Annotated in this window: 27 protein-coding genes; 10 read left to right on the plus strand and 17 right to left on the minus strand. The window is 73.5% G+C overall.

Translation table 11 applies throughout. The features are described 5' to 3' along the window. Positions 1-21: 21 nt before the first annotated feature. Positions 22-570, plus strand: a complete 549-nt coding sequence (locus ABZ479_RS13865) for a CGNR zinc finger domain-containing protein (RefSeq protein ID WP_500461780.1) — start codon at positions 22-24, stop codon at positions 568-570. Between the two features lie 122 nt (positions 571-692). Here the strand turns inward: ABZ479_RS13865 and msrA are convergent, their stop codons facing one another. Both msrA and msrB read right to left on the minus strand, forming a co-directional pair. Continuing rightward, on the minus strand, positions 693-1,205 hold the full coding sequence (gene msrA, locus ABZ479_RS13870) for a peptide-methionine (S)-S-oxide reductase MsrA (protein ID WP_500461781.1): 513 nt from the start codon (positions 1,203-1,205) through the stop codon (positions 693-695). A gap of 1 nt (position 1,206) precedes the next feature. Continuing rightward, positions 1,207-1,674, minus strand: a complete 468-nt coding sequence (gene msrB / locus ABZ479_RS13875) for a peptide-methionine (R)-S-oxide reductase MsrB (protein ID WP_500461782.1) — start codon at positions 1,672-1,674, stop codon at positions 1,207-1,209. A gap of 166 nt (positions 1,675-1,840) precedes the next feature. Here msrB and ABZ479_RS13880 point away from each other — a divergent pair, with 166 nt between their 5' ends. Further along, a complete protein-coding gene (locus ABZ479_RS13880; RefSeq protein WP_500461783.1) occupies positions 1,841-2,518 on the plus strand; it encodes an RNA polymerase sigma factor in 678 nt (225 codons plus the stop codon). Next, positions 2,515-2,730 carry a hypothetical protein gene (locus ABZ479_RS13885; RefSeq protein WP_500461784.1) on the plus strand — a complete coding sequence of 72 codons (216 nt, stop codon included), beginning with the start codon at positions 2,515-2,517 and terminating at the stop codon, positions 2,728-2,730. Before ABZ479_RS13880 ends, ABZ479_RS13885 begins: the two co-directional genes overlap by 4 nt. A 6-nt stretch (positions 2,731-2,736) precedes the next feature. Here ABZ479_RS13885 and ABZ479_RS13890 read toward each other — a convergent pair whose 3' ends face one another. Then, positions 2,737-3,666 carry a pyridoxamine 5'-phosphate oxidase family protein gene (locus tag ABZ479_RS13890; protein ID WP_500461785.1) on the minus strand — a complete coding sequence of 310 codons (930 nt, stop codon included), beginning with the start codon at positions 3,664-3,666 and terminating at the stop codon, positions 2,737-2,739. Between the two features lie 65 nt (positions 3,667-3,731). Beyond that, entirely contained in the window at positions 3,732-4,604 is an 873-nt protein-coding gene (locus ABZ479_RS13895) for an alpha/beta fold hydrolase (RefSeq protein ID WP_500461786.1), read from the minus strand. Positions 4,605-4,810: 206 nt separating this feature from the next. On the opposite strand from ABZ479_RS13895, the gene ABZ479_RS13900 reads away from it, so the two are divergent. Beyond that, entirely contained in the window at positions 4,811-5,407 is a 597-nt protein-coding gene (locus tag ABZ479_RS13900; protein ID WP_500461787.1) for a GNAT family N-acetyltransferase, read from the plus strand. Positions 5,408-5,538: 131 nt separating this feature from the next. On the opposite strand, the gene ABZ479_RS13905 is transcribed toward ABZ479_RS13900, so the two are convergent. Then, positions 5,539-6,174, minus strand: coding sequence for an LAETG motif-containing sortase-dependent surface protein (locus ABZ479_RS13905; protein ID WP_500461788.1), 636 nt, complete (start codon positions 6,172-6,174; stop codon positions 5,539-5,541). Positions 6,175-6,337: 163 nt separating this feature from the next. Here ABZ479_RS13905 and ABZ479_RS13910 point away from each other — a divergent pair, with 163 nt between their 5' ends. After that, on the plus strand, positions 6,338-7,495 hold the full coding sequence (locus ABZ479_RS13910; protein ID WP_500461789.1) for a HEAT repeat domain-containing protein: 1,158 nt from the start codon (positions 6,338-6,340) through the stop codon (positions 7,493-7,495). 78 nt (positions 7,496-7,573) lie between these two features. Here ABZ479_RS13910 and ABZ479_RS13915 read toward each other — a convergent pair whose 3' ends face one another. Continuing rightward, positions 7,574-7,972 (minus strand): VOC family protein, encoded by a 399-nt coding sequence (locus ABZ479_RS13915; RefSeq protein WP_500461790.1) that lies wholly within the window; start codon positions 7,970-7,972, stop codon positions 7,574-7,576. A 102-nt stretch (positions 7,973-8,074) separates the two neighbouring features. Between ABZ479_RS13915 and ABZ479_RS13920 the strand changes: the two genes are divergently transcribed. Then, on the plus strand, positions 8,075-8,218 hold the full coding sequence (locus ABZ479_RS13920; protein WP_500461791.1) for a hypothetical protein: 144 nt from the start codon (positions 8,075-8,077) through the stop codon (positions 8,216-8,218). A gap of 43 nt (positions 8,219-8,261) precedes the next feature. On the opposite strand, the gene ABZ479_RS13925 is transcribed toward ABZ479_RS13920, so the two are convergent. The 6 genes from ABZ479_RS13925 to ABZ479_RS13950 all read right to left on the minus strand — a co-directional run bounded on the left by ABZ479_RS13925 (position 8,262) and on the right by ABZ479_RS13950 (position 13,645). Then, positions 8,262-8,579 (minus strand): hypothetical protein, encoded by a 318-nt coding sequence (locus ABZ479_RS13925; protein ID WP_500461792.1) that lies wholly within the window; start codon positions 8,577-8,579, stop codon positions 8,262-8,264. 61 nt (positions 8,580-8,640) lie between these two features. Next, complete coding sequence (locus ABZ479_RS13930; RefSeq protein ID WP_500461793.1) at positions 8,641-9,450, minus strand: ABC transporter ATP-binding protein; 810 nt, start codon at positions 9,448-9,450, stop codon at positions 8,641-8,643. Next, a complete protein-coding gene (locus tag ABZ479_RS13935) occupies positions 9,447-10,643 on the minus strand; it encodes a FecCD family ABC transporter permease (protein WP_500461794.1) in 1,197 nt (398 codons plus the stop codon). Before ABZ479_RS13935 ends, ABZ479_RS13930 begins: the two co-directional genes overlap by 4 nt. Next, positions 10,640-11,644 carry a FecCD family ABC transporter permease gene (locus ABZ479_RS13940; protein WP_499605500.1) on the minus strand — a complete coding sequence of 335 codons (1,005 nt, stop codon included), beginning with the start codon at positions 11,642-11,644 and terminating at the stop codon, positions 10,640-10,642. Before ABZ479_RS13940 ends, ABZ479_RS13935 begins: the two co-directional genes overlap by 4 nt. A 107-nt stretch (positions 11,645-11,751) precedes the next feature. Continuing rightward, complete coding sequence (locus tag ABZ479_RS13945) at positions 11,752-12,807, minus strand: ABC transporter substrate-binding protein (RefSeq protein WP_500461795.1); 1,056 nt, start codon at positions 12,805-12,807, stop codon at positions 11,752-11,754. Positions 12,808-12,910: 103 nt separating this feature from the next. After that, positions 12,911-13,645, minus strand: a complete 735-nt coding sequence (locus tag ABZ479_RS13950) for a hypothetical protein (RefSeq protein ID WP_500461796.1) — start codon at positions 13,643-13,645, stop codon at positions 12,911-12,913. 181 nt (positions 13,646-13,826) lie between these two features. Here ABZ479_RS13950 and ABZ479_RS13955 point away from each other — a divergent pair, with 181 nt between their 5' ends. From ABZ479_RS13955 to ABZ479_RS13965, 3 genes are read left to right on the plus strand one after another with little or no spacing between them, the layout of a single operon-like run. After that, positions 13,827-14,276, plus strand: a complete 450-nt coding sequence (locus ABZ479_RS13955) for a MarR family winged helix-turn-helix transcriptional regulator (RefSeq protein ID WP_499605496.1) — start codon at positions 13,827-13,829, stop codon at positions 14,274-14,276. Next, a complete protein-coding gene (locus tag ABZ479_RS13960; RefSeq protein ID WP_500461797.1) occupies positions 14,273-16,021 on the plus strand; it encodes an MFS transporter in 1,749 nt (582 codons plus the stop codon). Before ABZ479_RS13955 ends, ABZ479_RS13960 begins: the two co-directional genes overlap by 4 nt. Next, positions 15,997-16,557, plus strand: a complete 561-nt coding sequence (locus ABZ479_RS13965; protein WP_500461798.1) for a cysteine hydrolase family protein — start codon at positions 15,997-15,999, stop codon at positions 16,555-16,557. Before ABZ479_RS13960 ends, ABZ479_RS13965 begins: the two co-directional genes overlap by 25 nt. On the opposite strand, the gene ABZ479_RS13970 is transcribed toward ABZ479_RS13965, so the two are convergent. The 3 genes from ABZ479_RS13970 to ABZ479_RS13980 all read right to left on the minus strand — a co-directional run bounded on the left by ABZ479_RS13970 (position 16,547) and on the right by ABZ479_RS13980 (position 22,084). Next, positions 16,547-17,311, minus strand: a complete 765-nt coding sequence (locus ABZ479_RS13970) for a hypothetical protein (RefSeq protein ID WP_500461799.1) — start codon at positions 17,309-17,311, stop codon at positions 16,547-16,549. The genes ABZ479_RS13965 and ABZ479_RS13970 overlap by 11 nt on opposite strands. Before the next feature lie 31 nt (positions 17,312-17,342). After that, the gene (locus ABZ479_RS13975; RefSeq protein ID WP_500461800.1) at positions 17,343-17,912 is read right to left on the minus strand and encodes a GNAT family N-acetyltransferase; all 570 of its coding nucleotides are present in this window, start codon (positions 17,910-17,912) and stop codon (positions 17,343-17,345) included. A 95-nt stretch (positions 17,913-18,007) separates the two neighbouring features. After that, complete coding sequence (locus tag ABZ479_RS13980; protein ID WP_500461801.1) at positions 18,008-22,084, minus strand: discoidin domain-containing protein; 4,077 nt, start codon at positions 22,082-22,084, stop codon at positions 18,008-18,010. A 318-nt stretch (positions 22,085-22,402) separates the two neighbouring features. Here ABZ479_RS13980 and ABZ479_RS13985 point away from each other — a divergent pair, with 318 nt between their 5' ends. Then, on the plus strand, positions 22,403-22,813 hold the full coding sequence (locus ABZ479_RS13985; protein WP_500461802.1) for a hypothetical protein: 411 nt from the start codon (positions 22,403-22,405) through the stop codon (positions 22,811-22,813). A 192-nt stretch (positions 22,814-23,005) separates the two neighbouring features. Here the strand turns inward: ABZ479_RS13985 and ABZ479_RS13990 are convergent, their stop codons facing one another. Both ABZ479_RS13990 and ABZ479_RS13995 read right to left on the minus strand, forming a co-directional pair. After that, a complete protein-coding gene (locus ABZ479_RS13990) occupies positions 23,006-24,037 on the minus strand; it encodes an ATP-binding cassette domain-containing protein (RefSeq protein WP_500461803.1) in 1,032 nt (343 codons plus the stop codon). Beyond that, entirely contained in the window at positions 24,034-26,799 is a 2,766-nt protein-coding gene (locus ABZ479_RS13995) for an FtsX-like permease family protein (protein ID WP_500461804.1), read from the minus strand. The genes ABZ479_RS13990 and ABZ479_RS13995 overlap by 4 nt, the downstream gene beginning before the upstream one ends. Position 26,800 lies beyond the last annotated feature (1 nt).

The following is a 26,800-nucleotide window of genomic DNA, read 5'->3' on the forward strand; positions in this document are numbered from 1 at the left end:
GGTGTAACCTTCAAAAACGCAATGGAGGGTTACCTGGGAACGGGGGCGCCGAGCATGACGGCCGGTACGACGGACGACGACTTCCTGCTGGAGCTGCTCAACACGACCCCGGTCGTCGACGGGACGCCGGTGGACGAACTGGCCGGCCCGGACGCCGGCCGCCGCTGGCTGCGCGCCCACGGCGGCACGGGGACCGCCCCGGAACTGCGCCACCTCCTGGCGGCACGCGACGCGCTGCAGGGCGTCACGCGCGGCGAGGGGGATGCCGCGGACCTCCAGGAGCTGCTCACCGGCGTGGCCCGGGTACCGCGGGTGGGCGCGCACGGCATCGACTGGGTGCTGGAGGCGCCCGCCGACCGCATGCCGGCCGTCCGCGCCGTCACGGCCTGGGGCGCGCTCCAGGAGGGCAGGCCAGGACGCCTGCGGCCCTGCGCCAACGACGAGTGCCGGCTGTTCCTGCTCGACCGCAGCAAGGCCAACACCGCCCGCTGGTGCTCCATGGCCGCCTGCGGCAACCGCATGAAGGCCCGGCGGCACCACCGCCGCGCCCGCGCCACGGCCGCCGACTGAACGACCGGCGGGGCGTGCGACCGGCGGAACGTACGACGGCGGCCCGGGACCGCAGGGGTCCCGGGCCGCCGAGGGCCGCCACGCCGCCCGAGCCCGTCACCAGGGCGGCGAGGCGGGGCCGGTCAGTCCTTCGCGCGCACCGGCAGCCGCCAGTTCGGCCGCGGGAAGTGGCAGGTGTACCCCTCGGGGTAGCGCTCCAGGTAGTCCTGGTGCTCCGGCTCGGCCTCCCAGAACGGCCCCACGGGCTCGACCTCGGTGACGACCTTGCCGGGCCACAGGCCCGCGGCGTCGACGTCGGCGATGGTGTCCTCCGCGACGCGCTTCTGCTCGTCGTCCACGTAGTAGATCGCCGAGCGGTAGCTCAGGCCGATGTCGTTGCCCTGGCGGTTCAGCGTCGACGGGTCGTGGATCTGGAAGAAGAACTCCAGCAGCGCCCGGTAGTCCGTCGCCTCGGGGTCGAAGAGGATCTCGATCGCCTCGGCGTGGGTGCCGTGGTTGCGGTAGGTGGCGTTGGGCACGTCGCCGCCCGTGTAGCCGACGCGGGTCGCGACGACGCCGGGCTGCTTGCGGATCAGGTCCTGCATGCCCCAGAAGCAGCCGCCCGCGAGTACGGCCCTCTGTGTCTGTCCTGCCATGTCAATCCTCCGAATCGGTCCTGTCACCATTGTCGAACAACCCGAGGTAGGCCCCGTAACCTTCCCGCTCCAGGTCGTCGGCGTGGACGAAGCGCAGCGAGGCGGAATTGATGCAGTACCGCAGGCCGCCGGTCTGCCGGGGGCCGTCGGGGAAGACGTGCCCCAGGTGGCTGTCGCCCACCGCCGAGCGGACCTCGGTGGCCAGCAGCCCGTAGCCCGGGTCCGGGCGCTCCACGACGGTGGTCCGGTCCAGCGGCCGGGTGAAGCTCGGCCACCCGCTGCGGCTGTCGTACTTGTCCACCGAGGCGAACAGCGGCTCTCCGGAGACCACGTCGACGTAGATCCCGGGCTCCTTGTTGTCCAGGTAGGCGCCCGTGAAGGCGCGCTCGGTGCCGTTCTCCTGTGTCACGCGGTACTGCTCCGGTGACAGTCGCGAGACGGCCTCCGGGTTCCTGCGGTAGCCGGTCACGGTCCCTCCTTGCTCGCGGCTCTCTTTTTTCCGTACGCCCATTGGTGGCACGGAAGGGCCGGGTCTTACCTCCCGGGAGCGGGCGGTTTCCGGCGGCCGTTCCCGGCGGGTGCGGCGGGGCGCCGCCGTGGAGGTGGGGGCGGGCGGCCGCGTCTAGGATCGCTGCATGGGTTCCGCAGAGAACGACGGCCGGGCCGGCGACGGCGACCGCGGCGGCCGCCCCCTGGACGCGGAGTCCGCGCAGTGGGTGCGGGCGCTGACCGCGGACGGCGAGGTCCACGAGGAGGCGACCGGCCGGCTGCACGCGCTGCTGCTGCGGATCGCCTACGCGGAACTGAACCGGCGCGGGTCGCGGCACGGCATCACCGGGCCGGAGCTGGACGACATCGCCCACCAGGCGGCGGGCGACGCCCTGCTGTCGATCACCCGGAAGATCGGCGAGTTCCGCGGCGACAGCCGCTTCACGACCTGGGCGTACAAGTTCGTCATGTACGAGGTGTCGAGCAAGCTCGGCCGCCACTTCTGGCGGACGGCCGGCGTGCAGCTCGACCCCGAGGCGTGGGAGCGGCTCCCCGACCGGCTCGGCATCGACCCCGTGCACCAGAGCGAGGCCCGCGAGCTCGTCGAGGCCCTGCACGAGGCCGTCGACAAGGAGCTCACCGAGCGGCAGCGCCGGGTCTTCACCGCGCTCGCGGTGAACGACGTCGACGCCGACACCCTCGCCGCGGAGCTCGGCACGAACCGCAACGCGCTCTACAAGACGATGTTCGACGCCAGGCGTAAGCTCCGTGCCCGGCTCGCAGCCAACGGACATCTGCCCCTGACGACAGCGAGGCGCTCATGAACGCATGGCAGGGCCTGGACGACCTCCTGCGCAACGATCCGCTGGACCCCGGTTGCGACGCCACACTCGACCTGATGGACGTCTACCTGGAGCTGTTCCTGGTGGACGCGGCACCGGAGCGGAGCCACCCCGGTGTCGCCGCGCACCTGCGCGGCTGCCCGTCCTGCGCGGAGGACTTCCGCGGGATGCTGGCCGCGGTGACCGGCGGCTGACCGCGGTCAGGCGGTGAGGGGCGGGTTCCGCCGGTAGGGGAGGACGTCCTCCGCCCGGACCGGGACCCGCCCGTCGGCGACGTGCCGCGGGGTGAACCGGACCCGGCGGCCCGTGCCGCCGTCGTCGCCGGGGGTCCCGGGCGCCGTCCAGTCGACCTCGGCGGTGCCGGACAGCTGCAGCGTCGTCCCCGTGGGGAAGTCCACGAAGAGCAGGGCCGCGGCCGGATCGGCGGCCAGGTTGCCGAGGCTGTTGAACATGTTGTTGCCCGGGTAGTCCGGCCACCACAGGCCGCCGTCCTCCGTCACCCGGACGAAGCCCGGCGGGCCGCCCCGGTGGGAGACGTCCGCGCCGCGCACGGGGTGGGCGGTGCCGAGGAAGAAGGTGTCGGCCCGGGCGACCAGGGCGGCCTGCGCCGCGTCGAGCCGGTCCGCGGCCCGGGCCCCGCCGGCGGGCGCGTCCCCGCCGCCGGGGCCGCCCGCCGGTACGGGGCCGAGCACGCGCTGCTGGATGTACTGGGGGCAGTTCCCGTACGCCTGGTCGACGGCGAGCTCGAAGCCGGCGTCGCCGGCCGCGGCGAGGGTGCCGTTGAGACGCAGCCGGCGGCGGCTCGCGAAGTCGATCACGATCAGGGCCGCCGCCCCGCCGGCGGGAAGTCCGGCGAGCGGGTCGCCCGCGCCGGGACGGGCCGCGACCCGTACGGTGTCGCCCCGGGTGGTGAGGAAGCCGGGGGCGCCCGTGAGTGGGGAGGCCCACAGGCGACCCTGCTCGTCGTGTGCGCCGAGCACGGCCAGGTCGCGGTCGGCGAGGAAGAGCGCCACTCCGCCGCCGAGGCGCGGCGGGTCGAGCATGCCCCGCAGGCGCGCGGCCTCCAGTGCGACGCCGGCCCGTCGCTGGACGGCCAGTTCTCCCTCGTGGAAGCCGGTCTGGCGGGTCATGGCCCTCGCAATCGTCGTACGTGCGGTGTGTGGGGTGCGGGGGTGGGGCCTGTGGGGCGCGGGGCTCAGCGCGGCAGGCCGGCCCCGTCGAGGAAGCCCAGGACCAGTTCCGCGACGGGCTCGACGTGGGTCTCCAGGAGGAAGTGGCCCCCGTCGAGCAGGTGCACCTCCGCCCGCTGCGCGTCGTCGGCGAACGCCCGGGCGCCCTCGGGGCCGAAGACGGGGTCGTTCTCACCCCAGACCGCGAGCACCGGCACGGGGTGGCTGCGCAGGTACTCGTGCAGGCGCGGGTAGAGCGGGAAGTTCGTGGCGTAGTCGCGGAAGAGCGCGAGCTGCACGAGGTCGTTGCCGGGCCGGGAGACCAGCTGGAAGTCGTGGTGCCAGGTGTCGGGGCTGACGGCGGTCTCGTCCGGCACTCCGGTCACGTACTGCCACTTGATGCCCTCCAGGCTCAGCGCCGTGCGGACGCCCGCCTCGGTCTCGGGGGTCTGCGCGCGCTGGTAGGCGCGGACGTCGTCCCAGAACTCCTTGACGAGCCCCGCCTCGTAGCCGTTGCCGTTCTGGGTGACGATCGCGGTGACGGCGCCGGGGTCGCCCAGCGCGAGGCGCCAGCCGATCGGCGCTCCGTAGTCCTGGACGTAGAGCGCGTAGCGCGTGACGCCGAGCCCGTCGAGCAGGCCCTTGGTGAGGCCGGTGAGGGCGTCGAAGGAGTACGCGAACTCGTCGGTGCCGGGTGCGTCGGAGAACCCGAAGCCGAGGTGGTCCGGAGCGATGACGCGGTAGCGGCCGGCGAGCCTCGGGATCAGCTCGCGGAACATGAACGAGCTGGTCGGGAAGCCGTGGAGGAGCACGATGACGGGTGCGTCCGCCGGGCCCGCCTCCCGGTAGAAGAGCCGGTGCCCCTGTACCTCGGTCCATCGGTGGTGCACGGTGACCATGTCTAACCCCTTCGATTCGCTTCAACGGTTACATGCAAACAGGATCGGGGTAACCTGTCAAGCGAGTGATGAGGGTTAGCCCGGTGCCGGGCCGGCGCGGATGGGAAGCGATCGCGGCCCCCTGGCGTTGTTGATGGTCATAGGGGACTTCGGGCGCCCGCTGGACGTACGGCCGGCGGAGCCCGCGACAGGGACGGAAGACGCAGATGACTGGTACGGCCACGGCGCAGCGCGCGAAGGGCAACGAGGAAACCCGGATCGTCACCCCCCGGCTCGTCCTGAGGCCGTGGCGCGCCGACGACGCGGAAGCGGCACTGGCCGTCTACGGGACGGACGACGTGACTCGCTGGCTGGCCCCGGCGATGACCCGGCAGGCCGACGAGGCGTCGATGCGCGAGCTGATGCGCTCCTGGGACGAGGAGGGCGCCGCCCTGGAACGGCCGGCCGGGCGCTGGGCGGTCGAACTGCGCGAGACCGGCGAACTCGTCGGCGGAGCCGCCGTCCTGCCGCTTCCGCCGTACGGCGTCGACCTCGAGATCGGCTGGCAGCTCGCCCACCCGTTCTGGGGCCGGGGCCTGGCCAGTGAGGCCGGACGCGCCCTGGCGCGCTACGCCTTCGCCTCCGGCGTCGACGAACTCTTCGCCGTCGTCCGCCCGCGCAACGACCGCGGCGCCGCCACCGCCCGGAGCGTCGGCATGGAATGGGTGGGGGAGACCGAGAAGTACTACGACCTGCGGCTGCAGGTGTACCGGCTGCGCAAGGGGGAGTTCGAGGCCTCCGACGCACCGGGGCCGGCGGCCTGACGCGGAGCCCGCGCCTGACGCGGGGCCCACGCGAAGAGGCCGGAAAAGCCGGGTGCCGGACCGTACGGAGCACGGTCCGGCACCCTTGTGTCACACACGGCGCGTCACCGCGCCGCCGTCACTGACCTGGGTCAGTGACGGGCCGCTGCGCGACGCTTGCGGTTCGCGAAGAGCAGACCGCCGCCGGCGAGCAGCGCGACGGCCGCACCACCCGCGAGGAGCGGGGTGGAGCTGGAGGCACCGGTCTCGGCGAGGTCGCCGGCCGGGGACTCGTCGGTGGAGGGGGTGGAGGGCGCAGCGGAGGGGGCCGTGCCGGCCGACTCGCTGGGCGCCTCGCTGGGCTTGGGAGACTCGGTGGTCTTCGTCTCCGTCGGGGTGGGGGTCGGGGTCGGCGTGGGCGTGTTCTGACCCTCGCAGACCGGGGCGGTCTTGTTGTCCTCGAACGAGTAGCGGTCGCCGTCGCCGGCCTTCACGCTGAGGTGGAGCTTCACCTCGGCGCTGTGCGCCGGAAGGTCGACCGACTGGTCGAAGGAGGACCCGAAGGTCTCCGTCAGCAGGTCCTTGCCGTCCGCGGTGATCGTGACGGTGTTCTTGACGCCGCCGTTGTACGCCTTCAGGTGCACCTCCACCTTGGAGCAGTCCGCGCTCCAGTTGGGGGTGTGGGCGGACGCCGGGGTGGCGCACAGGCCGAGACCGATGACGCCGGTCGCGGCTGCTGCTATCAGGGTGCCGGGGCGGTACCAGGCACGGCGGGGGGATGCGGTCACGAGTTCTCCAGGCTGTAAATCCGATGCCAATGGCAGCCGCAATCTACTCCCCCTCTTCACACCGCTCACTGCCACCCCACAGCTAACGCGGAAACCTGTGGGAAAACGCCCGATTCGCCTGATGTGCACGGCTGTTGTCGGACCCCTGCTGAAGACTGCCGCCATGTCCTCGAACGACGCCACCGCCGCCCTGCCCGGCCCCGCCGCCCTGTTGACGGAGACGGACTGGGCCGCCCTCGCCCACGCCTACGGGCCCGCCGACGGCACCCCGGACGACCTGCTCGGCCTCCTGCACGACGACCCGGAGGTACAGGCGGAGTCGCTCGGCCGGCTGGAGATGTCCGTCCTGCACCAGGGGTCGTTGTACTCCGCCACGCCGCCGGCCGCGCTCTTCGTCGCGGGCATCCTCGGCGACCCCCGCACGCTCGCCGTCCACGAGAGCTGGTTCCCCTGGGACGACCGCGTGCGGCCGCTGCGTGCGGCGCTCCTGGAATGGCTGGGCGAACTCGCCGAGTCCGCGGCGTACGAGGACGAGGAGGCCGTCGACGACGAGGCCGCGTACGACGAGGAGTGGGCCGAGGAGATCGCGGCGGTCGAGGCCTGCCGTGCCGTCCGGCCGCGGCTGTTCGACGCGGTCGCGCCCTGGCTGGACGACACGGACGCCACCGTCGCGGAGGCCGCCCTCGGCGCGGTGACGCATCTGCTGCGGGCGCCCGAACTCGCCGACCGCGTACCGGTGGCGGCCGAGCGCCTGGAGCGGGTCGTCCGGGGCGGCGGCGAACGCCGCGAACGGGCAGGCGCGGTCATGACGCTGAGCGCCTGGGGTCACGACACCGGTGGCTTCCTGGCGGACCCCGACCCGGCGGTGCGTGCCTGCGCCGCCCTGGGCACCACCGGCCCTGGCGCCGTTCCGGCCCTGCTCGACGCGCTGTCCGACCCCGCTGCCGCCGACGCGTGGTTCGCCGAGCCACTGCCCCAGTTCGACGGCTGGTTCCGCTTCACCCTGCTCCGCGGACTGCTCGACCGCGCCCGGGACTTCGACGAGGTCCTCCCGGCGGCGCTCGCGCTGGCCCCGATGTGCAGCCAGTACACCGTCGACCGCGAGTGGGGCCCGCTGCTCGCGTACGCCTTCCCGGCCCCCCGTGCCCCCGGCCGGCCGCTGACGGAGGCCCAGAGCGCCTTCCTGCGGGCCCTGGTCGCCCAGGACGACTGCTGGGGCGCCATAGCCAACCGCGTCTCCTGGCTGCGGTCCGCGGGGCTCCCCACGGAGCGGGAACCGCTGCGTGCGCTCCTCGCTGCCGCGCCGCCCGGCACGGCCTGAGAACGCGGCCCGCCCCCGCGGCCCTTCGGCGCGCCCGCCGGAGGTCACGCGCCGCAGGGCGCGCGGCGTCGTCCCCGATCAGCCGCCGCCGCGCAGGTAGCTCGCCCGCCCGTCGTCGTCGAGCTCGAACGGCCCCTCGGGGACGACGCAGAACTCGTTCCCCTCGGGGTCGGCCATGACCAGGAACCCGCCCTCCGCGTACTCCTCGAGGACCCGCCCGCCCAGCGCCTCGATCCGCGCCCGCTCCGCCCCCGGATCCGCGGCGGCCACGTCGAAGTGGACGCGGTTCTTCCCGGCGGTGGGCTGCTCCGTCCGCTGGAAGCCCAGGCCCGGCCCCTCGCCCCGCGCGAGCCACACGTACGGCCCGATCCGCGCGACGACCGGGCGCCCCAGGAGCTCACCCCAGAACGCCGCCAGCCGCTCCGGATCCACGCAGTCGACCACAAGGTCCTTGACGCTCAGATGACTTCCGCTCATGATCCAATGCTCGCAGACCCGTTTCCGGGACTCGGTGGGAATGGCGCTCTGTGGGGGCGGTAACGGTTGTCATGCTGGCCGCTGCCGGTCGGTGGACGCGCCGTGACGAGCAGCAGTTGGCGGCCCGGCATGCAGGTGCTGGACTACCGGACGCACGACGGCGATGAACTGCGGATCCTTCATTACGAGGACGACGTCGAGCTCGTGGTGCGCTACCTGCGATGCGCCGAAACCGTGGGTCGCTGAGCAGCGCGTCCGCACCGACGCGGCATCGGCTCCGCGTGCCGCGTCAGCTCCCGTCGAGGGGGAGCGACGCCACGAACTCCGCGAGGCCGGCGGCCCGCAGGGCTTCGGCGCGGGGGAGGAAGCGCCGGTAGTGGCCGGCGACGAGGCGGCGCAGTTCCGGCTCGTCGGGCGCGGCGCCGGTGAGTTGGAGGGTGACACGGTGGGGCTCGCCCGTCATGCCCAGGGGGCGCGCCCGCGCGTCGAATCCGCAGGTGTACTCCTCCGGCAGCTCCCAGTAGGCCTCGGCACGGGCGACGTCCGCCAGGACGTACATGTGGAAGTCGTCGTCGAAGAGGATCACGGGTCCGGTCGGTGCGGTCATCCGGTCAGCTTGGCGGAGGCCGGCGGCCTCCGCCAAGCAGTATGACTCGGGAGGGAGGGTGTCAGTCGGCGGCCGCGGGCTGCCAGGGGACGCCGGGGACGACGAGTGGGCTGCCGGTGACCGGGTCGGGGACGATGACGGACGTGAGGCCGAAGACCTCGTGGACGAGTTCGGCCGTGACGATGTCGCGGGGCGGGCCCTCGGCGACGACGCGGCCGGCCTTCATGGCGATCAGGTGGTCGGCGTAGCGGGCGGCCTGGTTGAGGTCGTGGAGCACGGCGACGACCGTGCGGCCGCGCCCGTGGTTGAGGCGGCGGACCAGGTCCAGCACCTCCACCTGGTGGGCGATGTCGAGGTAGGTCGTCGGCTCGTCCAGCAGGAGCAGGTCGGTCTCCTGCGCGAGGGCCATGGCGATCCACACGCGCTGGCGCTGTCCGCCGGACAGCTCGTCCACCGGCCGGTCCGCGAGGTCGGCGGTGCCGGTGTGCTCCAGCGCCTCCGCGACGGCGCGTTCGTCGGCCTCGGACCACTGCTGCCACCACTTCTGGTGCGGCTGGCGCCCGCGCGCCACGAGGTCGGCGACGGTGATGCCGTCCGGCGGCGTGGGGCTCTGCGGCAGCACGCCGACGGTGCGGGCGATCTGCCGGCCGGGGATGCGGGCGAGTTCGGTGCCGTCCAGCAGGACCGTGCCGGAGCGCGGCTTGAGCAGCCGGCCGAGCGCGCGCAGCAGCGTGGACTTGCCGCAGGCGTTGGGGCCGACGATGACGGTGACCCGGCCGTCCGGGATCTCCAGGTCCAGGCCGTCGACGACGGTGCGGTCCTCGTACGCCAGGGTCAGCCCGCGGGCGGTGAGTCGGCTGGTACGGCTCATGGGGTGGTGCCTCCGGAACGGCTGCGGGTGCGGGCGATCAGCCACATCAGGTACGGGGCGCCCACGGCTGCGGTGAGGACGCCGACGGGGAGTTCGACGGGGGAGAACAGGCGCCGGGCCAGCAGGTCGGCGACGACGACCACGAGCGCCCCGGCCAGCGCCGAGGACAGCAGCGGGATCTGCGCGGTACGGGTCAGCCGCCGGGCGATCTGCGGGGCCAGCAGGGCCACGAAGTCGACCGGTCCGGTGGCACCCGTCGCCACGGAGGCCAGGACGATGCCGAGAGCGGTCAGGCCGAGCCGTACCCGGTCCAGGCGGATGCCGAGCGCCACCGCGGTGTCGTCGTCGAAGGACGCCCCGCGCTGGGCCCTGGCCGCCCACAGCACCGCGGGGACCGCCAGGAGCAGCACCGTCGCCAGGGGAGCGGCCTGGTCGTAGCCGCGGCTGTTGAGCGAGCCGGTCAGCCAGACCTTGGCCTGCTGCGCGACGAGGAAGTCGCCCTTGGTGAGGAAGAGTTGCGTCAGGGAGCCGAGGGCCACCGAGACGCCGATCCCGACGAGGACGAAGCGCGACGCGTGCAGCCCGCGGCGCCAGGCGAACACGTAGACCAGCAGCGAGGCCGCCAGGCCGCCCGCGATCGAGACGTACGGGAGCGCGGTGTGCGAGGCCAGGCCGAAGCTCATCGCGGCGACCGTCGCCGCGCCCGCGCCGTGCGTCACGCCGATGACGTCGGGGCTGGCCAGCGGGTTGCGCGCGACCGTCTGGACGAGCGCCCCCGCGACGCCGAAGGCGAGCCCGGCGAGCAGCCCCACGACCAGCCGTGGCAGCCGCAACGTGCCGACCACGAGCTGGTCGGGGCTGGGCCGGCCGAGGAGGACGTTGACGACCTCCACCGGGGAGACGAAGGACTCGCCGACGCAGAGGTAGACCACGACGGCCGCCGCCAGCAGCACGGCGAGCACGACGGAGACGAGGACGGCCCTGCGGTGGACGAGGAAGCTGCCGCGCCCGCGGCGCAGCACGGTGTGCCCCACGGGGCGCACGGACCGGGCGGCGACCGCGGAGGGGGCGGGCGAGGGGACGGCCGGTCCGACGGCCCGCGCGGTCTTCGTGCCGCTCGTGGCGTCCGTGGGGCCCGGACCGTCCACACCGTTCGTGCGGCTCGTGCGGCTCGTGCGGCTTGTGCGGCTCATGCGGCGACCACCGTCCGGCGCCGTACCAGCGCGATGAGGAACGGCACGCCGAGCAGGGCGGTCATGACGGCCACCGGCACCTCCGAGGGCGGGAAGACGATACGGCCGAGCACGTCGGAGGCGAGGATCATCACCGGTCCGAGGAGGGCGGCCACCGGCAGCACCCAGCGGTGCGCCGCACCGACCAGGGCCCGGGCGATGTGCGGAACGGCCAGGCCGGTGAAGGCGATCGGACCCACGGCCGCGACGGCGGCGCCGGTCAGCACGGTCGCCCCCACGGCGCCCAGGACGCGGAGCAGCGCCACGTTGTGGCCGAGGCCCTTGGCCGCGTCGTCGCCGAGCGCGAGCGCGTCCAGGCCCCGCGCCATCAGCGCGACCAGCAGCAGTCCGGCCGCCACGAACGGCCAGATCTGGCCGATGACATCGCTGCCGCGGCCGCTGATCGAACCGACCTGCCAGAAGCGGAACTCGTCCAGGGCGTGGGCGTCGGTGGTGACGATCCCGGAGACCACGGAGGCGAGGAAGGCGTTCATCGCGGCGCCGGCCAGCGCGAGCTTCACGGGGGAGGCGCCGCGGTAGCCGCCCGCGGCGACGGCGTAGACGGCGACGGCGGCGACCGCCGCGCCCACGAAGGCGAACCAGACGTACCCGGTGAGCGTGTGCACGCCGAGGAACGCGATCGCGCACACCACCCCGACGGACGCGCCCTGGCTGACGCCCAGGATGCCGGGTTCGGCGATGGGGTTGCGGGTGATGCCCTGCATCACGGTCCCGGCGACGGCGAGGGCGGCGCCGGCCAGTACGCCGATGACGGTGCGCGGCACGCGCAGCGCCCGCACCACCTGGGCGTCGTCACTGGTGCCGCCGTGCAGCAGGGCCTGGACCACCTCGCCGGGGGCGATCTGACGGCTGCCGACGGCCAGGCTCAGCAGGACGGCGATCAGCAGCATCGCCACGCACCCCGCCAGCCAGGCGGTACGGCGACGGGTCGGTCGCGCCATGCGCCGCGCTCACTCTCTCTTTCCGGGTCGTGTCGTACGGGCGCCGGGCGCCGGCGGGCTCGTCGGCCCGCCGGCGCCCGGCGTTCGGCTTGCTCGGCCTCACCGGCTCACGCCGTGAGGTGCTTCTCCAGGTCGTCCAGGACCGCGTTGGCCGCGGTGACCCCGAGCCCGAGGTACCAGGTCTCGTCCGGGACGTCGAAGGCGTGGCCGTCCTTGACCGCCTTCAGGTTCTTCCACAGCGGGTTGCCCTGGGCCTTGGTCTTGTCGGTGGCCTTGGGGTCGCCGTACACGCCGGTGAAGATGTAGTCGGCGTCGGCCTGGTCGATGTTCTCGGCGCTGATCTCGGCGGCCAGGTCCTCGATGTCCTGGTTCTTCGGCCGCGGGATGCCGACGTCCTTGAGGATCGTGCCGATGAAGGAGTCGTTCGCGTAGAGGCGGATCTTGCCCTCCGGCATGTAGCGCACCATCGACACGCTCGGCTTGTCGGCGCCCAGCTTGGTGCCGAGGGCCTGCGCCTTCTTCGCGTACGCGGCCAGGTTCGCCTTGGCCTGCGCGGTCTTGTCCAGCGCGGCCGCGTTGAGGAGGTAGTTCTCCTTCCACGTGAAGCCGGGGCGGATGGAGAAGACGGTCGGCGCGATCTGCGACAGCTCGTCGTAGGAGTCCGCGGCGCGCAGCTGGCTGCCGAGGATCAGGTCCGGCTTGAGCGCGGCGATCGCCTCGAGGTTGAGGCTGTTGATGGTGCCGATGTTCGCCGGCTTGCCGGCCTCGCCCTTGAGGTAGGACGGCAGTTCGGGCGAGCCCTCGGTGGGCGCGAGGCCGACCGGCTTGATGCCGAGGGAGACAACGTTATCGAGCTCGCCCACGTCGAGGACGACCACGCGCTTCGGCTGGGCCTTGAGGACGGTGCTGCCCATGGCGTGCGTGACGGTGCGCGGCCACTCGCCCGGCTTGGCGGTGGTGCCCAGGGCGGCGGTCTTCTCCGCGGCGTCCCCGAAGTCCTCGCCGCCCTGCGCGACGGACTTGGAGTCCTTGGACCCGGCGGTCGCGGAAGCGGCTGCGCTGCCCTCCTTCCCGTTGCTGCTGGACCCGCCGCAGGCCGCGAGGGACAGCGCGGCGGCGATGAGGACAGCGACGGCGGCTGTGCCGCGGCGCCGAAGAGACATGTGGAGACTCCTGTACGTGGTTCACCTTTGAAGTATTAGGCGAGCCTAACCTTATGCGCTGCCTGTGTGCATCCCGCAACCGGGGGGTCCGCGGGCGTCGCCGTCACCCTCGTTTGAACTGCACGGGGCCCCGGTCCATGACGATCGTTCCGTCCGTGTGCAGGACGGGACGGTTCTCGGACCAGCGCCGGCTGTAGCGCTCGACGTGCTGGATGCCCACTCCTCGCGGATCCGTGAAGTCGACGAAGGCGATGGCGACCCAGTAGGCGAAGTTGTTCTCCTCGTACAGGGGAACCGTCACCGTCGAGCCCCGGCCGTCGGTGACCACCGCTCGGGCGCCGTAGCTCCTGAAACTGCCGAAGCCGTTGGACACGGCGCTGTACGCGCAGATCAGCGCGTATCCCTGCTCGGAGGCCCGCCGGACGCGGATGGTCTCGGTGCCGGGCTCGCGGGAGTCGCCGTCGAGCCGGATGAACGGCGCCTGGTCCAGGGCCCCGAGGTCCTTCCAGAACACGGCGTGCCCGGCGTCGACACGCGCGGCGAGCTCGGCGCCGTGCGCCTTCCTCGCCTCCCGGGCGGCTCGGTTCAGCATCCCGCCGGATGGACGCTCGAAGACGTGACCCGGTGACGGTTCCGCCCCGCGGACGGCCTCGGCGGCCGGGACGAAGAGCGCGTAGAGGTCAAGGTCCGCACCCTGGCTCCGGCGTGCGTCGCTGCCGCCGTCCCATTCGAGGGACGCCACGATGGTCAGTTCCGGGTCCTCCTTCTCCAGCGGGATGGTCGCCCTTGATCCCTTGTCCAGGCTGACCCGGCCGATGGGCTGCTTGCTGAGGTCCATGACTCTCCCTGTCGCACGGTGCGGCGGTGACGTCCCACAGAGACTGGCGCAGAAGGGCCCCGGCGTCACCGGGATCGAAGATCGCGGTCCGGCGGGGCCGCGCGCCGGGAGCCGGGTCTTGGCCTGGTCTTGACCGGCTCTGGACAGTTACATCAGATTGATCAACCTACTGTTACTACACATGGATGCGAAGGCACTCGAAGCCGGTGACCCGACCGAGGTCGGGGCCGCGTTGCGGCTGAGCGTGGGGCGGATCGCGCGGCGGCTGCGGCAGGCGCACGCCGTGGGGGACGTCACCCTGTCGGAGGTGTCGGTGATCGCGCGGCTGGACCGGGACGGCCCGGACTCGCCCGGGTCGCTGGCCGAGTTGGAGCGGGTACGACCGCAGGCGATGGCGACGACGCTGGCCGGGCTGGAGGAGCGCGGGCTGGTGAGCCGCAGCCCCGACGCCCACGACAGGAGGCGCGTCGTGATGACGGTGACCGGGGCGGGGCGGAAGGTGCTCGCGGACCGGCGCTCGGAGTCGGTGCGGCGGCTGGCCGCCGTGCTGGACGGGCGGTTCACCGCCGAGGAACGGCGGCAACTCGTCGACGCGCTGCCGCTGCTCGACCGGCTGGCCGAGGAACTGTGACCGCCACCCCGGCCGACGACGCGGGCCGCTACAAATGGGTGGCGCTGTCGAACACGACGCTGGGCGTGCTCATCGCGACCATCGACGCCTCGATCGTGATCATCTCGCTGCCCGCCATCTTCCGCGGCATCGGCCTCGACCCGCTCGCCCCCGGCAACATCGGCTACCTGCTCTGGATGATCCTCGGCTACTTGCTGGTCTCCGCCGTGCTCGTGGTCGTGCTCGGCCGCCTCGGCGACATGTTCGGCCGGGTCCGGATGTACAACATGGGCTTCGCGATCTTCGCCGCCGCCTCGCTCGCGCTCTCCCTCGACCCGCTGCGGGGCGGGGGCGGCGCCCTGTGGCTGATCGGCTTCCGGATCGTGCAGGCCGTCGGCGGGTCGATGCTGACCGCGAACTCGGCGGCCATCCTCACCGACGCCTTCCCCGCCCGGCAGCGCGGCATGGCGCTCGGCATCAACCAGATCACCGCGCTCGCCGGCCAGTTCCTCGGGCTGATCGCGGGCGGGCTGCTGGCCACCATCGACTGGCGCGCCGTGTTCTGGATCAGCGTGCCCATCGGCGTCGTCGGCACCTTCTGGTCGTACCGCAGCCTCCGGGAGACCGGCGCGCGCAAACCCGGGCGCATCGACTGGGTCGGCAACCTCACCTTCACCGCCGGGGCCGGCGGGCTGCTCGCCGCCATCACGTACGGCATCCAGCCCTACGGCGGCCACCCCACGGGCTGGACCAACCCCTGGGTGCTGGGCGGCCTGGCGGCGGGCGTACTGCTGCTCGTCGTGTTCTGCCTCGCGGAGACCCGGGTCGCGGAACCGATGTTCCAGCTCGGCCTGTTCCGCATCAGGGCGTTCGCCGCCGGCAACCTGGCGGCACTGCTCACCGCGATCGCCCGCGGCGGACTGCAGTTCACGCTCATCATCTGGCTGCAGGGCATCTGGCTGCCGCTGCGCGGCTACGACTTCGAGCAGACGCCGCTGTGGGCGGGCATCTTCATGCTGCCGTTGACCGTCGGTTTCCTGGTCGCGGGACCGCTGTCCGGGTACCTGTCGGACCGCTTCGGCGCCCGGCTGTTCTCCACCACCGGACTCGTCCTCGTGGCGGCCTCGTTCGTCGGCCTGCTCGCCCTCCCGGTCGACTTCCCGTACCCCGCCTTCGCGACGCTGCTGCTGGTGAGCGGCATCGGCCAGGGCATGTTCTCGGCGCCCAACACCTCCGCGATCATGGGCAGCGTCGCGCCCGAACAGCGCGGAGTCGCCTCCGGCATGCGCTCCACCTTCCAGAACTCCGGGACCGCGCTCTCCATCGGCCTGTGCTTCTCGCTGATGATCGCCGGACTGGCCGGTTCGCTGCCGCAGACGCTGGAGAACGGGCTGCGGGCGAACGGCGTGCCCGCCGGGACCGCGGAACAGGTCTCCGGACTGCCTCCGGTCAGCACCCTGTTCGCCACGTTCCTCGGCGACAACCCCATCGGCCACCTGCTCGGGCCCAGCGGGGTGCTCGCCACCCTGCCCGAGCACCAGGTGCGGATCCTCACCGGCACGGGCTTCTTCCCCACCCTCGTCTCCGGCCCCTTCCACCACGGTCTCGTCACCGTCTTCGGCGCGGCCACCGTCATGGCCCTGATCGCCGCGCTCGCCTCGGCGCTGCGCGGCCGCCGCGACACCCCCGCGGGCAGCGGTCGCGGTGACGACCCGAACGGCACCAGCAAAGGACAGCAAGAATGGCGCACAGCGCGCTCCTCGTGATGGACGTCCAGCGGGCCATCACGGACCGCTTCACCGGCGACGACGGCTACCTGCCCCGGGTGCGTGCGGCGATCGACGCCGCGCGCGCCGCGGACGTCCCCGTCCTCTACGTCGTCATCGGCTTCCGGGCCGGGCACCCGGAGGTCAGCGCCCGCAACAGGACGTTCGGCGCGCTCGCCCGCGGCGGCGGCTTCGCCGCGGGCGACCCGGGTGCGGAGATCCACCCCGACGTCGCGCCGGCGCCCGGCGACGTCGTGGTCACCAAGAGGCGCGTCAGCGCGTTCGCGGGCAGCGACCTGGACATGGTCCTGCGGGCGGGCGGCGTCGACAGTCTGGTGCTGACCGGGATCGCCACCAGCGGCGTCGTCCTCTCCACCCTGCGCCAGGCCGCCGACCTGGACTACGGCCTCACCGTCCTGTCCGACGGCTGCCTGGACTCCGACCCCGAGGTGCACCGCGTGCTCACGGAGAAGGTGTTCCCGCGGCAGGCCGACGTCGTCACCGTGGCGGCGTGGGCCAAGTCCGTCATGCAGTGACTCCCGTGGACTCCCCGTGCCCGCCGAGGGCGCGGGCGAGCCGCTTCCACTGGGTGACGGTGACACCGGCGTTCCGCAGCAGCGGGGACTCCCGCAACGCGGTGTCCACCGGCGGGGGCGCGTCGCCACCGCTGAGCGGCGAACCCCACGCCGGGTCGTGCCAGGCGTCGGGCCGCAGCCCGCGCACCAGGCACCCGGCTGCGAGCGCCGCGGTCCCCTCCGGAGCCCCGATGCCGACGAGCGCGTCCGCGATCCCCGGCCCCGCCTCCGCCACGTGCCGGTCGCCGTCGACGAGGAAGGGCAGCAGGAGCAGCAGCCGGGCAGCGGGATCGAACACGCCCGGGACCGCCCCGGACCGCGGAACGTCCGCGGCGACGTGGGCCAGTTCGCGCCAGTTCGGACCGCTGCCGTACCAGTCGCCGTTGTACGAGGACAGCTCCTCGGCGCGGGCCCAGCCGGGATGGGTGAGCAGGAAGTCGAGCCCGGGGTCACCGTCGAGGTTCCTGTACACCACGACGGCGCAGTGCCCGTCCCCGAACGGCACCCGGAACACCGGCCAGGCACGCTCGTTGTGCAGCACCTCGGTCAGGGCGTCGGCGTCCGCCCCGTCGTCCCCGAACCACTCCGGCTCGGGGCGCCCGCCGTCCGGCCCGGCCTCGCACCACCCCAGGAGGTGGTTCGTCCAGAAGCCGGGCCGGTCCGTCAGCGGCTCACCGGCCGTCAGGGGTCCGTGGTCATAGCCCTTGATCAGCACGCCGCACAGGATGCCACGCGCCGCAGGCAGGTCAGCCCAGCGGCACGGTGCCCTCCGAGGACGCCGCGGCGGCGACGCGGCCGCGCAGGTCGAGGCGGAGCCGCAGGAAGTCGACGCCACCCGGGCCCGGGCGGCGGCCGCCCTCCGGGACCCAGCCCTGACGGGTGTAGAACGCGAGGGCGCGGCTGTTGCGCTCCCAGGCGTCCAGCAGCCCCGTCTCCAGGGAGGATTCGCGCAGGAAGCGCACGAACTCGGCGTGCAGCTGCCCCCCGACGCCGCGGCCCCAGCGGTCCGGGCGCACATGGATCCGGTGCAGCTCACCACACGAGGGAGCGGCCTCCGCGCCCTCCTTGGGCGGTCCCATGGCCACCACACCGACCACCTCGGTGTCCTCGACGGCGCACAGCACCGTCGTCGCGCTCGACTGGATGGCGTGCGCCCAGGTCGCGCGGCGGCGTGCCCACCCGTCGGGGCTGTCGATCTCTGATCCGGGCAGGCCGCCCGCCTGGTAGTACGCGGCACGTGCCTGCGTGTGCACGTCCACGATGGCCGCCAGGTCGCCGAACCGCGCCGGGCGCATCAGGGCTGGAGAAGTCGTCACCTCCTGTCAGACGTGCGCGATGTGGGACGGGTTCCCGGCGCGCCGGACCGCCGTGGCGGCCACCTTCCGGGTGGCCGCCACGGCGGCGCGAGCGGCTACGCCTGCGCGGTGACCGCGGGCACGTTGTAGCCGTCGACCCGCAGCTTCGGCCGCTTCGACGGCAGCGCCCCGGCCGGCCAGGACAGCGTCACCGTGCGGCTCTCACCGGGCAGCAGCCACAAATAGTTGTCGCTGTACAGCGTCGGCAGGACCCTGTCGCCGCTGCGGGAGTCCAGCAGGGAGAGCCGGACCAGGGCGGCGACCGAGGAGCCCCGGTTGCTCACCCGCGCGGTCAGCCCGTGCCGGTCGCCCGACAGGTCGGTGTCCGTGACGTCGGCGGAGACCCGGGTCCGCGCGGCCTTGTTGAGCGCCTGCATGTGCTCGGGCTTGCGGTACCGCCAGTAGACGTTCTCCGACAGCACCTCGCCGTGCCGGTCCGCCAGCCGCAGCCGCAGCAGGTGGAAGTCCGGCAGGTCGTCCGTCCAGGCCACGGTGAACGCGTCGGCCTTCTCGGACGCCGCCACGTCCAGCGTGCCGCGCCGCTCCGCGGAGAGCGGACGGCCGGACAGGTCGAGCAGACGGGCGGTGACGGTCACGCCCTTCAGCGCCCGCGGCGTGTGGTTGACCGCCACGACCTTCCCGCTGACCGGGTCGGCCTGCACGTGGACGGGCTCGGAGGCCTTGCGGACGCCGTAGTAGGCGCCGTTGACGTCGAAGTCGTAGTCGTACGTCTGCCACACCGTGCTGTACCAGGCGGGGTGCGACATCCACAGCATCAGGCCGGAGGCGTCCTCCCACAGCCGGCCGTTCCAGGCCTCGAACATGGCACGGAAGTTCTCGTAGTTGACGAACTGCGCCTTGCGGGCGAAGTCGTCGAGGTCCGCCGCCGCACCGAGCCGGCCCTCGATGGCCGCGCGGTAGTTCTGCGGGGCCTGGTTGCCGCGGGTGCTCCAGTCGTGGTGGTACCAGACACCGCCGACCGGCCACTCGGGTTCGTCGCCCGCCATGCGCCGCATGGTCTCGGCGGTCGACACGACGGGCATGCCGATCTCGGTGTGGAACCCGAAGCTGCCGCTGCCGTACGTGGACGCGGAGTAGTACCGCTCGGGCTCCACCCAGCCGTAGGGGCCGCCGCCCGAGACGATGCCGCCCGCCGAGTTGTTCTGGTAGAGCAGGCCGGGCGCCTCGGCGCGCACCGCGGAGCGCATCCCGTCGTCCACCGGTCCCGGGGGGTTGCCCTCGTTGGCGCCGCACCACACCACGACGCTGGGGTGGATGCGGTAGCGCCGCACGGTGTCCCGCGCCAGGTCGAGGAAGGCCTGGCGGTTCGGCGGGTCCATCCCCCAGGCGTTGGGGAAGTCGTTCCACACCAGGATGCCGTGCTCGTCGCAACTGGCGTAGAACTCCTCACGGTTGCTGCTGCCGACCCAGTTGCGGATCATCGTGAAGTTCATGTCGCGGTGCATGCGCACGGCCGCGTCCATGCGCTCCGCCGGCATGCGGCGCAGCAACTCGTCCCAGCCCCAGTTGCCGCCGCGGGCGAAGACGCGCACGCCGTTGACGCTGATCTTGAGGGGGACGGTGGAGTTGTCGACGGACTTCACGTCGGTCCAGTCGTCGCCGTTGTCGGAGACCTGGACGGTGTAGGTCTTCGCGTAGGCCTGCTCCCAGGTGATGACGACCCGGTCGAACCGGACCGCGGAGCCCAGGTCGACCCGGATCCACTGCTCGTCCTCGTACTTCGAGGACCAGCGGGTGCCGGGCTTGCCGTCGACCGCGTTGCCCGGCCCGCTGCCGTCGCCCTCGGAGGACGAGGCGGTGGCGTCCTTGCGCAGCGCCAGGTCGGTGCCGGGCGTGGCGCTGTCGACGACCGACAGGCCCCACATCGACGCACCCCAGCTGGTGGCACGCGTGTGGCACAGGATCCGCAGGTAGCGGGCGGTGGTCGCGGCGAACTCCACGTCTTGCAGGCTCGCCGAGCCCGAGGTCTGGAAGGGCAGCGGGACGGCGGCGTTGTCCACGGACGCGGCGTCGGTCCAGTCGTCGCCGTTGTCGGAGACCTGCACGGTGTACGTCTCCGCGTAGGCCTGCTCCCAGGTCACGACGACGCGGTCGAAGGAGACCGCGGAGCCCAGGTCGACCCGGATCCACTGGTCGTCCTCGAACTCCGAGGACCAGCGGGTGCCCGGGTCCCCGTCCGTGACGTTGCCGGGACGGTTGTTCGGGTCGTCGGTGGAGGAGGCGGTGGCGTCCTTGTGCAGGGCCAGGTCGAGGTCGGGCACCATGCTGTCGGCGACCGACAGGGCCCACATCGACGAGCCCCAGTCGGTGGCCCGGGTGCGGCACAGGACGCGCACGTAGCGGGCGGTCCTGCGGGTGAACGTCACCGTCTGGGCGTAGGCGTTGGAGCCGGACTGGAACGTCAGCGGCACGTCGTACTCGTAGCCGAACTGGCGCATGCCGAAGCGCGTGGTGCGCCGGTCGCTCTCCTGCCCGGCCACGGAGGCGGTGAGCGTGAGCCGGTGCAGCTCCGGCTCGCCGTAGCCGTTGGGCCACCACAGCTTCGGGTTCCGCACGCGCAGCTTCGGGTCGGAGGCCGGGTCGAAGACGACGTCGGCGCTGCCGCCCCCGGGCACGGTGACCGTGCGCTGCACGCGTACGTCGCCGAACGCCGCGGTGACGGTCACGGACCTGGCGTCCGCGGCGGCGTTGCGGACCGGGACGACGACGGTGACCTCGGCCGTGCCGGTGCCGGGCAGGTCCGGCAGGACGGTGTCGACGCGGGCGTCACCGAGGACGGCGTCGCCGGTGGAGCGCAGGCGTACGTGGTTCCAGATGCCGGCGGCCCGGTCGCGTACGGCGGGCATCCAGTCCCAGCCGGAGGAGGCCAGGTAGGTCGGCGAGTTGCGGTTCATCATGTTCGCGCCGGCGTCGACGAAGGCGAGCCCGGCCGGGCCCTTGTCGCCAGGGCTGCCGGGGAGCGGCATGGGGCTGATCCGCACCGCGAGGGCCTGCGGGCCCTCGGCGGCGAGCAGCGCGGTCACGTCGTAGGCGGCGCGGGCGAAGGGGAAGGTGAGGGTGCCGGCCTGCTTGCCGTTGAGCCAGACGTCGGCCTCGTGGTTGACCCCGTCGAACTCCAGCCAGACGCGGCGTCCGGCCCCGGTGCGCAGGCCCTTGGGCAGGCGGAACTCGCGGCGGTACCACCAGGAGTGACGGGAGAGCGCCTCGGGGACGTGCAGGTTGGCGAAGCCGGCGACCGGGTCGGGCAGGTGGCCCTCGGCGACGAGCGAGGACAGCACGGTCCCGGGCACGACGGCCGGCAGCCAGGCGCTGGTGTCCACGGAGGGCGCCGACAGCTCGGCGGCTGTGCCGCCCGCCCAGTCGTCCATCGTCAGGTCCCAGCCGGACTCCAGCGGGACGGTGCCGTCGTCGGCGACCTCCAGGGCCGGGGGCGTGCGGTGGTGGGTGCCCCAGTCCGTCCAGCCGGTGGCCTCGGGGCGCCTGCCGCGCGGGGTGCCGTACACCTGGAGGCCGTTGAGGCCCAGCGGGTTGGCGTTGGAGCGCTTGGTGACGGTCATCCGCACCCAGCGGGCGGTCACGGGCTTCGCGAGGGCGATCTCCACGACCCCGCCCTTGCCGTCGTCGGTGCGGTGCACGACCGTCCACGACTTCCCGTCGCGGGAGGTCTCGATGACGAAGGCGACCGCGCAACTCGACAGGACCTCCTGCCCGGTGGTGTTGTCGCGGGGGTTGCCCCCGGTCCCGGGGGTGAACGGCGGGTCGTCGGCCGTCGCCTCGAAGGTGAGGCGGACCGACTCGACCTCGCACAGGGCCTCGAGGTCGACGGCTATCCACTGGGGGTCGCCGTCGGCGGCCCGCCACCCGGAGCCGCGGACGCCGACCCGGTCGAGGCCGTCGACGGCGAACTCGGCCGGTGTGGGGGCGTAGTCGGTGGAGGACACGGTGACCGGGCGGTACGCGGCGAGTTCGCCCCGGGACCCGGCCGGGTCCGAGGGCCGCGTGTGCGCGCCGGCGGCGGCGGGGAAGGCCATGCCGAGCCCGAACCCCGCGAGGAGGGTGGAGCCGGTGGAGAGTACGGCGCGACGAGAGGGCAGGGCGGACATATCCGGCATGAACAGCGGCTCCGTTCAGGGATGTTCAATGACGTGACGGCCTGGCATCATGGCGATGACAACGTTGCCATCGCGATGACAACGTTGCCGAACATGCACCCGCCGGGAAGAGCCTGTCAAGGTTTTGGGCACGCCGCGTTCCGGGTTTCTCCTAAATTAGGAATACATATTGACTTGAGTCGGGCTTCGCGTCAGAGTCGTTGGTCCGTCCGCGCCGGAAGCCGTCCAGGACCGGTGGTGTCACCCGCCGAGTGGTCGTCAGGGACGCCCGTACGACCGGGAGAAGAAGGATCGTGCTCCTGGGCGGGCGGGTTCTCCGTGTCGCCGCTCGACGCGTACGTGCCGCGCACCGGCACCGCCGGTGGTGACCCGGAGGCGTACGTCGACGCGTTCCTCCGCGAGGCGCACGACGCGGGCGCGCCGCTGCGCGGCATCGGCGGGGGCGTCACGTCGTACGGCGGCGACCCGGAACGCGGCGCCCGGAACCGGCCCCGCTCCACCCGAAGTCACCGCGCCCGACGAGAGCCCGGCCCGCCTGCTGGGCTCAAGTCAGGTGCCGACTGTGCGGCGGCTCGGATCCCGCGGTGTCCCCGGAGGGGTGCCGCCTACAGGCGCTCGCCGCCGGTGGCGTTCGGCATCGCCGTCCAGGCCACCGGCGGCCTCGGCCCCGACGAACTCGAGGACGTCGCCGAGATGGGACTGGAGTGCCGGCCCCCGACGGGCGTGTGACGGACGCGCACGGGGCCGTTCCGGCCGGCACCACGCAGCCGGATCCGACCGGTCGTGAGGCGCGGCCGCCGCCGGACACGGTGGGACGGCCGGCTCGGGGATGAGGCTCGCCGCCCTCTGCCGAGGCCCACCGCTCGTCCTTGAACCGGGCGAGCTCGCGCGTCTTCCCGACAACGACCCTCGCCGGCCCCGCTACCCGGCAGGTCGCGGACCCTGGTGGTCCGGCGGGCCCCCGGCGTTGTCGGCGGGGCGGTCGGGGAGGTCGGGGCGGACGGCGATGTGGTCGGGTTCGAGTTCGAGCATGACGCGGTTGCGGATGTCGAGGGCGTGGGTGAAGTCGCGGGGGAGCTGGAGGCGGCCGGAGCGGTCGACGGTGGCGTACTCGCTGGCGTGGACGGTGGTGCGGCCCTGGTCGTCGGTGCTGGTGCGGCGGACGACCTCGGAGGCGGTGCGGCCGTCGCGGATGGCGACGGTGCGGTCGACGGCGGTGGCGACGGCCTGGTCGTGGGTGACGACGACGATGGTCGTGCCGAGTTGCTCGTTGGCGGTGCGGAAGGCGCCGAAGACCTGCTCCGCGGTGGCCGAGTCAAGCTGTCCGGTGGGCTCGTCGGCCAGTACCAGCGAGGGGTGGTTGGCCAGGGCGACGGCGATGGCCGTGCGCTGCTGCTCACCGCCGGACATCTGCTGGGGGCGGCGGTCGGCGCAGTGGCCCACGCCCATCATGCCGAGGAGTTCGGCGGCGCGCTTGGTGCGTTGGCCGCGGCCCTTGACGCTGCCTGCGAGGCGCATGGGCAGGACGACGTTCTGCAGGGCGGTGAGGTAGGGCAGCAGGTTGCGGGAGGTCTGCTGCCAGACGAAGCCGACGACCTCGCGCTGGTAGCGCAGGCGGGCGCGGGCGTCGAGGTCGAGCAGGTCGAAGCCGGCGACCGAGGCGGCTCCGGCGGTGGGGGTGTCGAGCCCGGCCAGGATGTTGAGCAGGGTGGACTTGCCGCTGCCCGAGGCGCCGACCAGGGCCATCAGTTCGCCCTGCTTCACGAGCAGGTCCAGCCCCTGCAGGGCCTGGACCTCCACGCCCTGGGCGGTGAAGATCCGCACCAGCCGGTCGCAGACGATCAGGGCGTCGTGCCCGTAGGCGGGCTCCTCCCGGCTCTCGGCGACGCGCCGTTCCAGCTCCGCGAGCGTCGTGGTGCCGGGCTCCGCCGGCCCCGGTGTGTCCTGGCTCATTCCCTTTCCCCCATCCGCAGTTCGGTTCCCTCGCCCCGCCGTCCGGTCAGCCACGCCTGGCCCGCGAGCACCGCGCAGGCCAGGACGACCAGCGCGGCCGACGGCAGCAGCAGCGAGAGCGGGTCCGTGCGCAGCACCGTCCCGGAGACACCGCTGACCGGCTTGGCGGCGGAGAAGGCCAGGGCGGTCAGATCCACCCCCTGCCGTAGCAGCGGGACCGTGGCCAGGCTGACCAGGATGCCGCCGAGGGCGCCGAGCAGGACCTGCGGCAGCGTCTCCAGGACGGCCAGCCATTGCCGCTGACCGCTCGTCATGCCCATCGTCCGCAGCCGGGCGAGCAGCGCCTTGCGCTGCGGGGTGTGCACCATCAGGGACAGCAGCAGGGCCAGCGCGCTGTAGCCGGCGCCCGCGGCCACGGCGGCCAGGTAGACGCGCCGGGCGCCGCTCTGGAGCGAGGAGGAGGTGAACGAGGCGCGCTCCTCGGAACGCAGGACCGCCGTCAGGTCCGTCGCGGCGGTGCGTGCGACGGCCTCCAGCGCCCGGCCGTCCACCTGCGGGCCGGTGACGTAGAGCGCGGTCGGGGCCTGGACGGGGGAGTGGGCGGTCTCGGGGTGCGTGCGGGCCACTCCGGCGGCGGAGACGATCACGAAGTCGCCCCCGAGGACGGCCGGCGTCACGTCGCGCACGGCGACCGTGCGCACCGGCGTCGCCCCGGCGGAGGCCTGCACGGTCGCGGTCGTCGTGCCGAACTCCCCCGCGAGGCCTGGGGAGACGATCGCGGGGAGCGGCCCCCTGCCGTCGCCCTCCAGGCGTGCGGCGGCGAAGGGGGCGCCGATCCCCGTGGCCGACACCAGCGCGGCGTAACGCGCCGGATCCACGATCACCAGGTCGTACGGGGTCCCGGCGGGCGTCGTCGACAGTCCCGTCTCGATCCGCACGGGCGAGGTGCCGAGCACGCCCGGCACCCGCCGGACCCGTGCGTCGAGCCCGTCCGGGAGGGTGGTGAGGGATTCGAGCCGCGCGTCGCCGCCGACCGCGCGCGTGGCGGCGCGGTCGCGGCCGCTCTCGACGCCGGTGAGGACCGAGCCGCCGAACGACGTGACGGCCAGCGCCACCAGCACCGCCACCAGGGGCAGTGCCGTGGCCGAGGGCGTACGGCCGGCCCGGGCCAGACCCAGGTACAGCACGGTGCCCCGCAGCCGGGCCGCGGGGCGCGACAGCAGCCGCAGCGGCAGCGGGTAGAGCCGCAGCAGGACGAGCGCCCCGACGACCGCGACCAGCACCGGTGCGGCGGCCGTCAGCAGGTCGGCGCCGCCGTCGGCCGTCCCCCGGCGCCGCAGCGCCACGACCGCGCCGGTCACCACGACCGCCACCGTCAGCTCCGCCACCGTACGGCGGCGCGAGGGCCTGGCCCGCACGAGGTCGTCGCGCCGTTCCGGGCCCAGCCGGCGGACGAGCGCCACCGCCCGCAGCGGCAGCGCCGGCACCGTGACGGCCACGACCAGCGCCCCCGCGAGCACGGAGGCCGCCGGGCGTCCGGCCGGCACCAGCAGCAGCGCGAGCAGCACCCCGGCCGCCGCGCACGGCACGGCCACGACCGCGCTCTCGGCCAGCAGCCGTGCGCACAGGCCCGTCAGGCTGCTGCCGCGGGCCCGCAGCAGCCGCAGTTCGGTACGGCGACGGGTCGCCGACAGTCCGCCCGCCATCAGCAGCACGATGCCCGCCACCGCGCCCACGCCCACCGCCGCGATCAGCACCAGGGGCCTGGCCGCCGTCCGCTGCCGCTCGAACGGGCCCAGCAGTTCGGCGAGTCCCTCCTCGTCCACGGTGATGGAGCGATTGCCCGTCAGCAGACGCAGCCGGGTGGAGTCGGGCCCTCCCGACAACGACGCCAGCCGGTCGCGCAGCGCGGGCACGTCGCGGGCGGAGAGGGCGCCGACGTCGGCGGGGTGGTGCCAGTACAGCCGGGCGCCCTCGGGCAGGTCGAGGACCACGCCGGCCGCGTCCTGGCCGATCAGCGCGGTGAAGTGCCAGTAGTGCTCGGGGTCCTCGCCGGGTGGCCCGGGAACGCTCACCAGGGTCGGGGAGAGCAGGTCGGGCTCGGCGTTCCAGAATGCCTCGCCGGGGGAGCGGGGTTCGACGATCCCGGTGATCCGCACGGTGAGCCCGGCCCCGGTCGTGTCCAGCAGGTGCACGGCGGAACCCGCGCGCAGCCCCATCACCTTCGCGGTCCGGGCCGTGAGCACCGCCTCGACCTCGCGCTCACCGGAGCCGGCCGCGGGCATGCGGCCGGCGACGAGCCGGGAGCGGGCCGCGAGACCCGGCTGCGAGACGAGCGTCGCCCGCGGATCGCGGTTCCCGGTCGGACGCGGCAGGCCGGGGTCGGTCACGGCCGCCGCCACCGCGTTGCGCACCCCGTACACGGTCTGCGCGGTGTCCAGCACCAGCGGCGGCCGCACCACGGTACGGAAGGTGTCCTCGGTCCTGGCGAGCGCGCTCGCCTGGAACGGCGAGCCGTTCCCGACGCGTTCGCCGGAGAACGACACGTCCAAGGTGGCGGTGACGCTGCGGTCGCTCAGGGAGGCCCGCCGCAGCGTGTCCCGGAGCGCGGCGTCCTCGTACGCCTCGACGGTACGCGGCAGCGCCGCCGCGAGGAACGCGGTCACCAGCACCAGGGCGGCCAGTGCCAGCGCACCACCGGGCGCGGCGCGCAGGCGGGCACCGGTCCACGAGCCCGGCCGGGCCGAGGGCGCCTCGGACATC

Origin of the sequence: Streptomyces sp. NPDC005722 (genome assembly GCF_040630935.1) — a bacterium.
Lineage (GTDB): Bacteria > Actinomycetota > Actinomycetes > Streptomycetales > Streptomycetaceae > Actinacidiphila.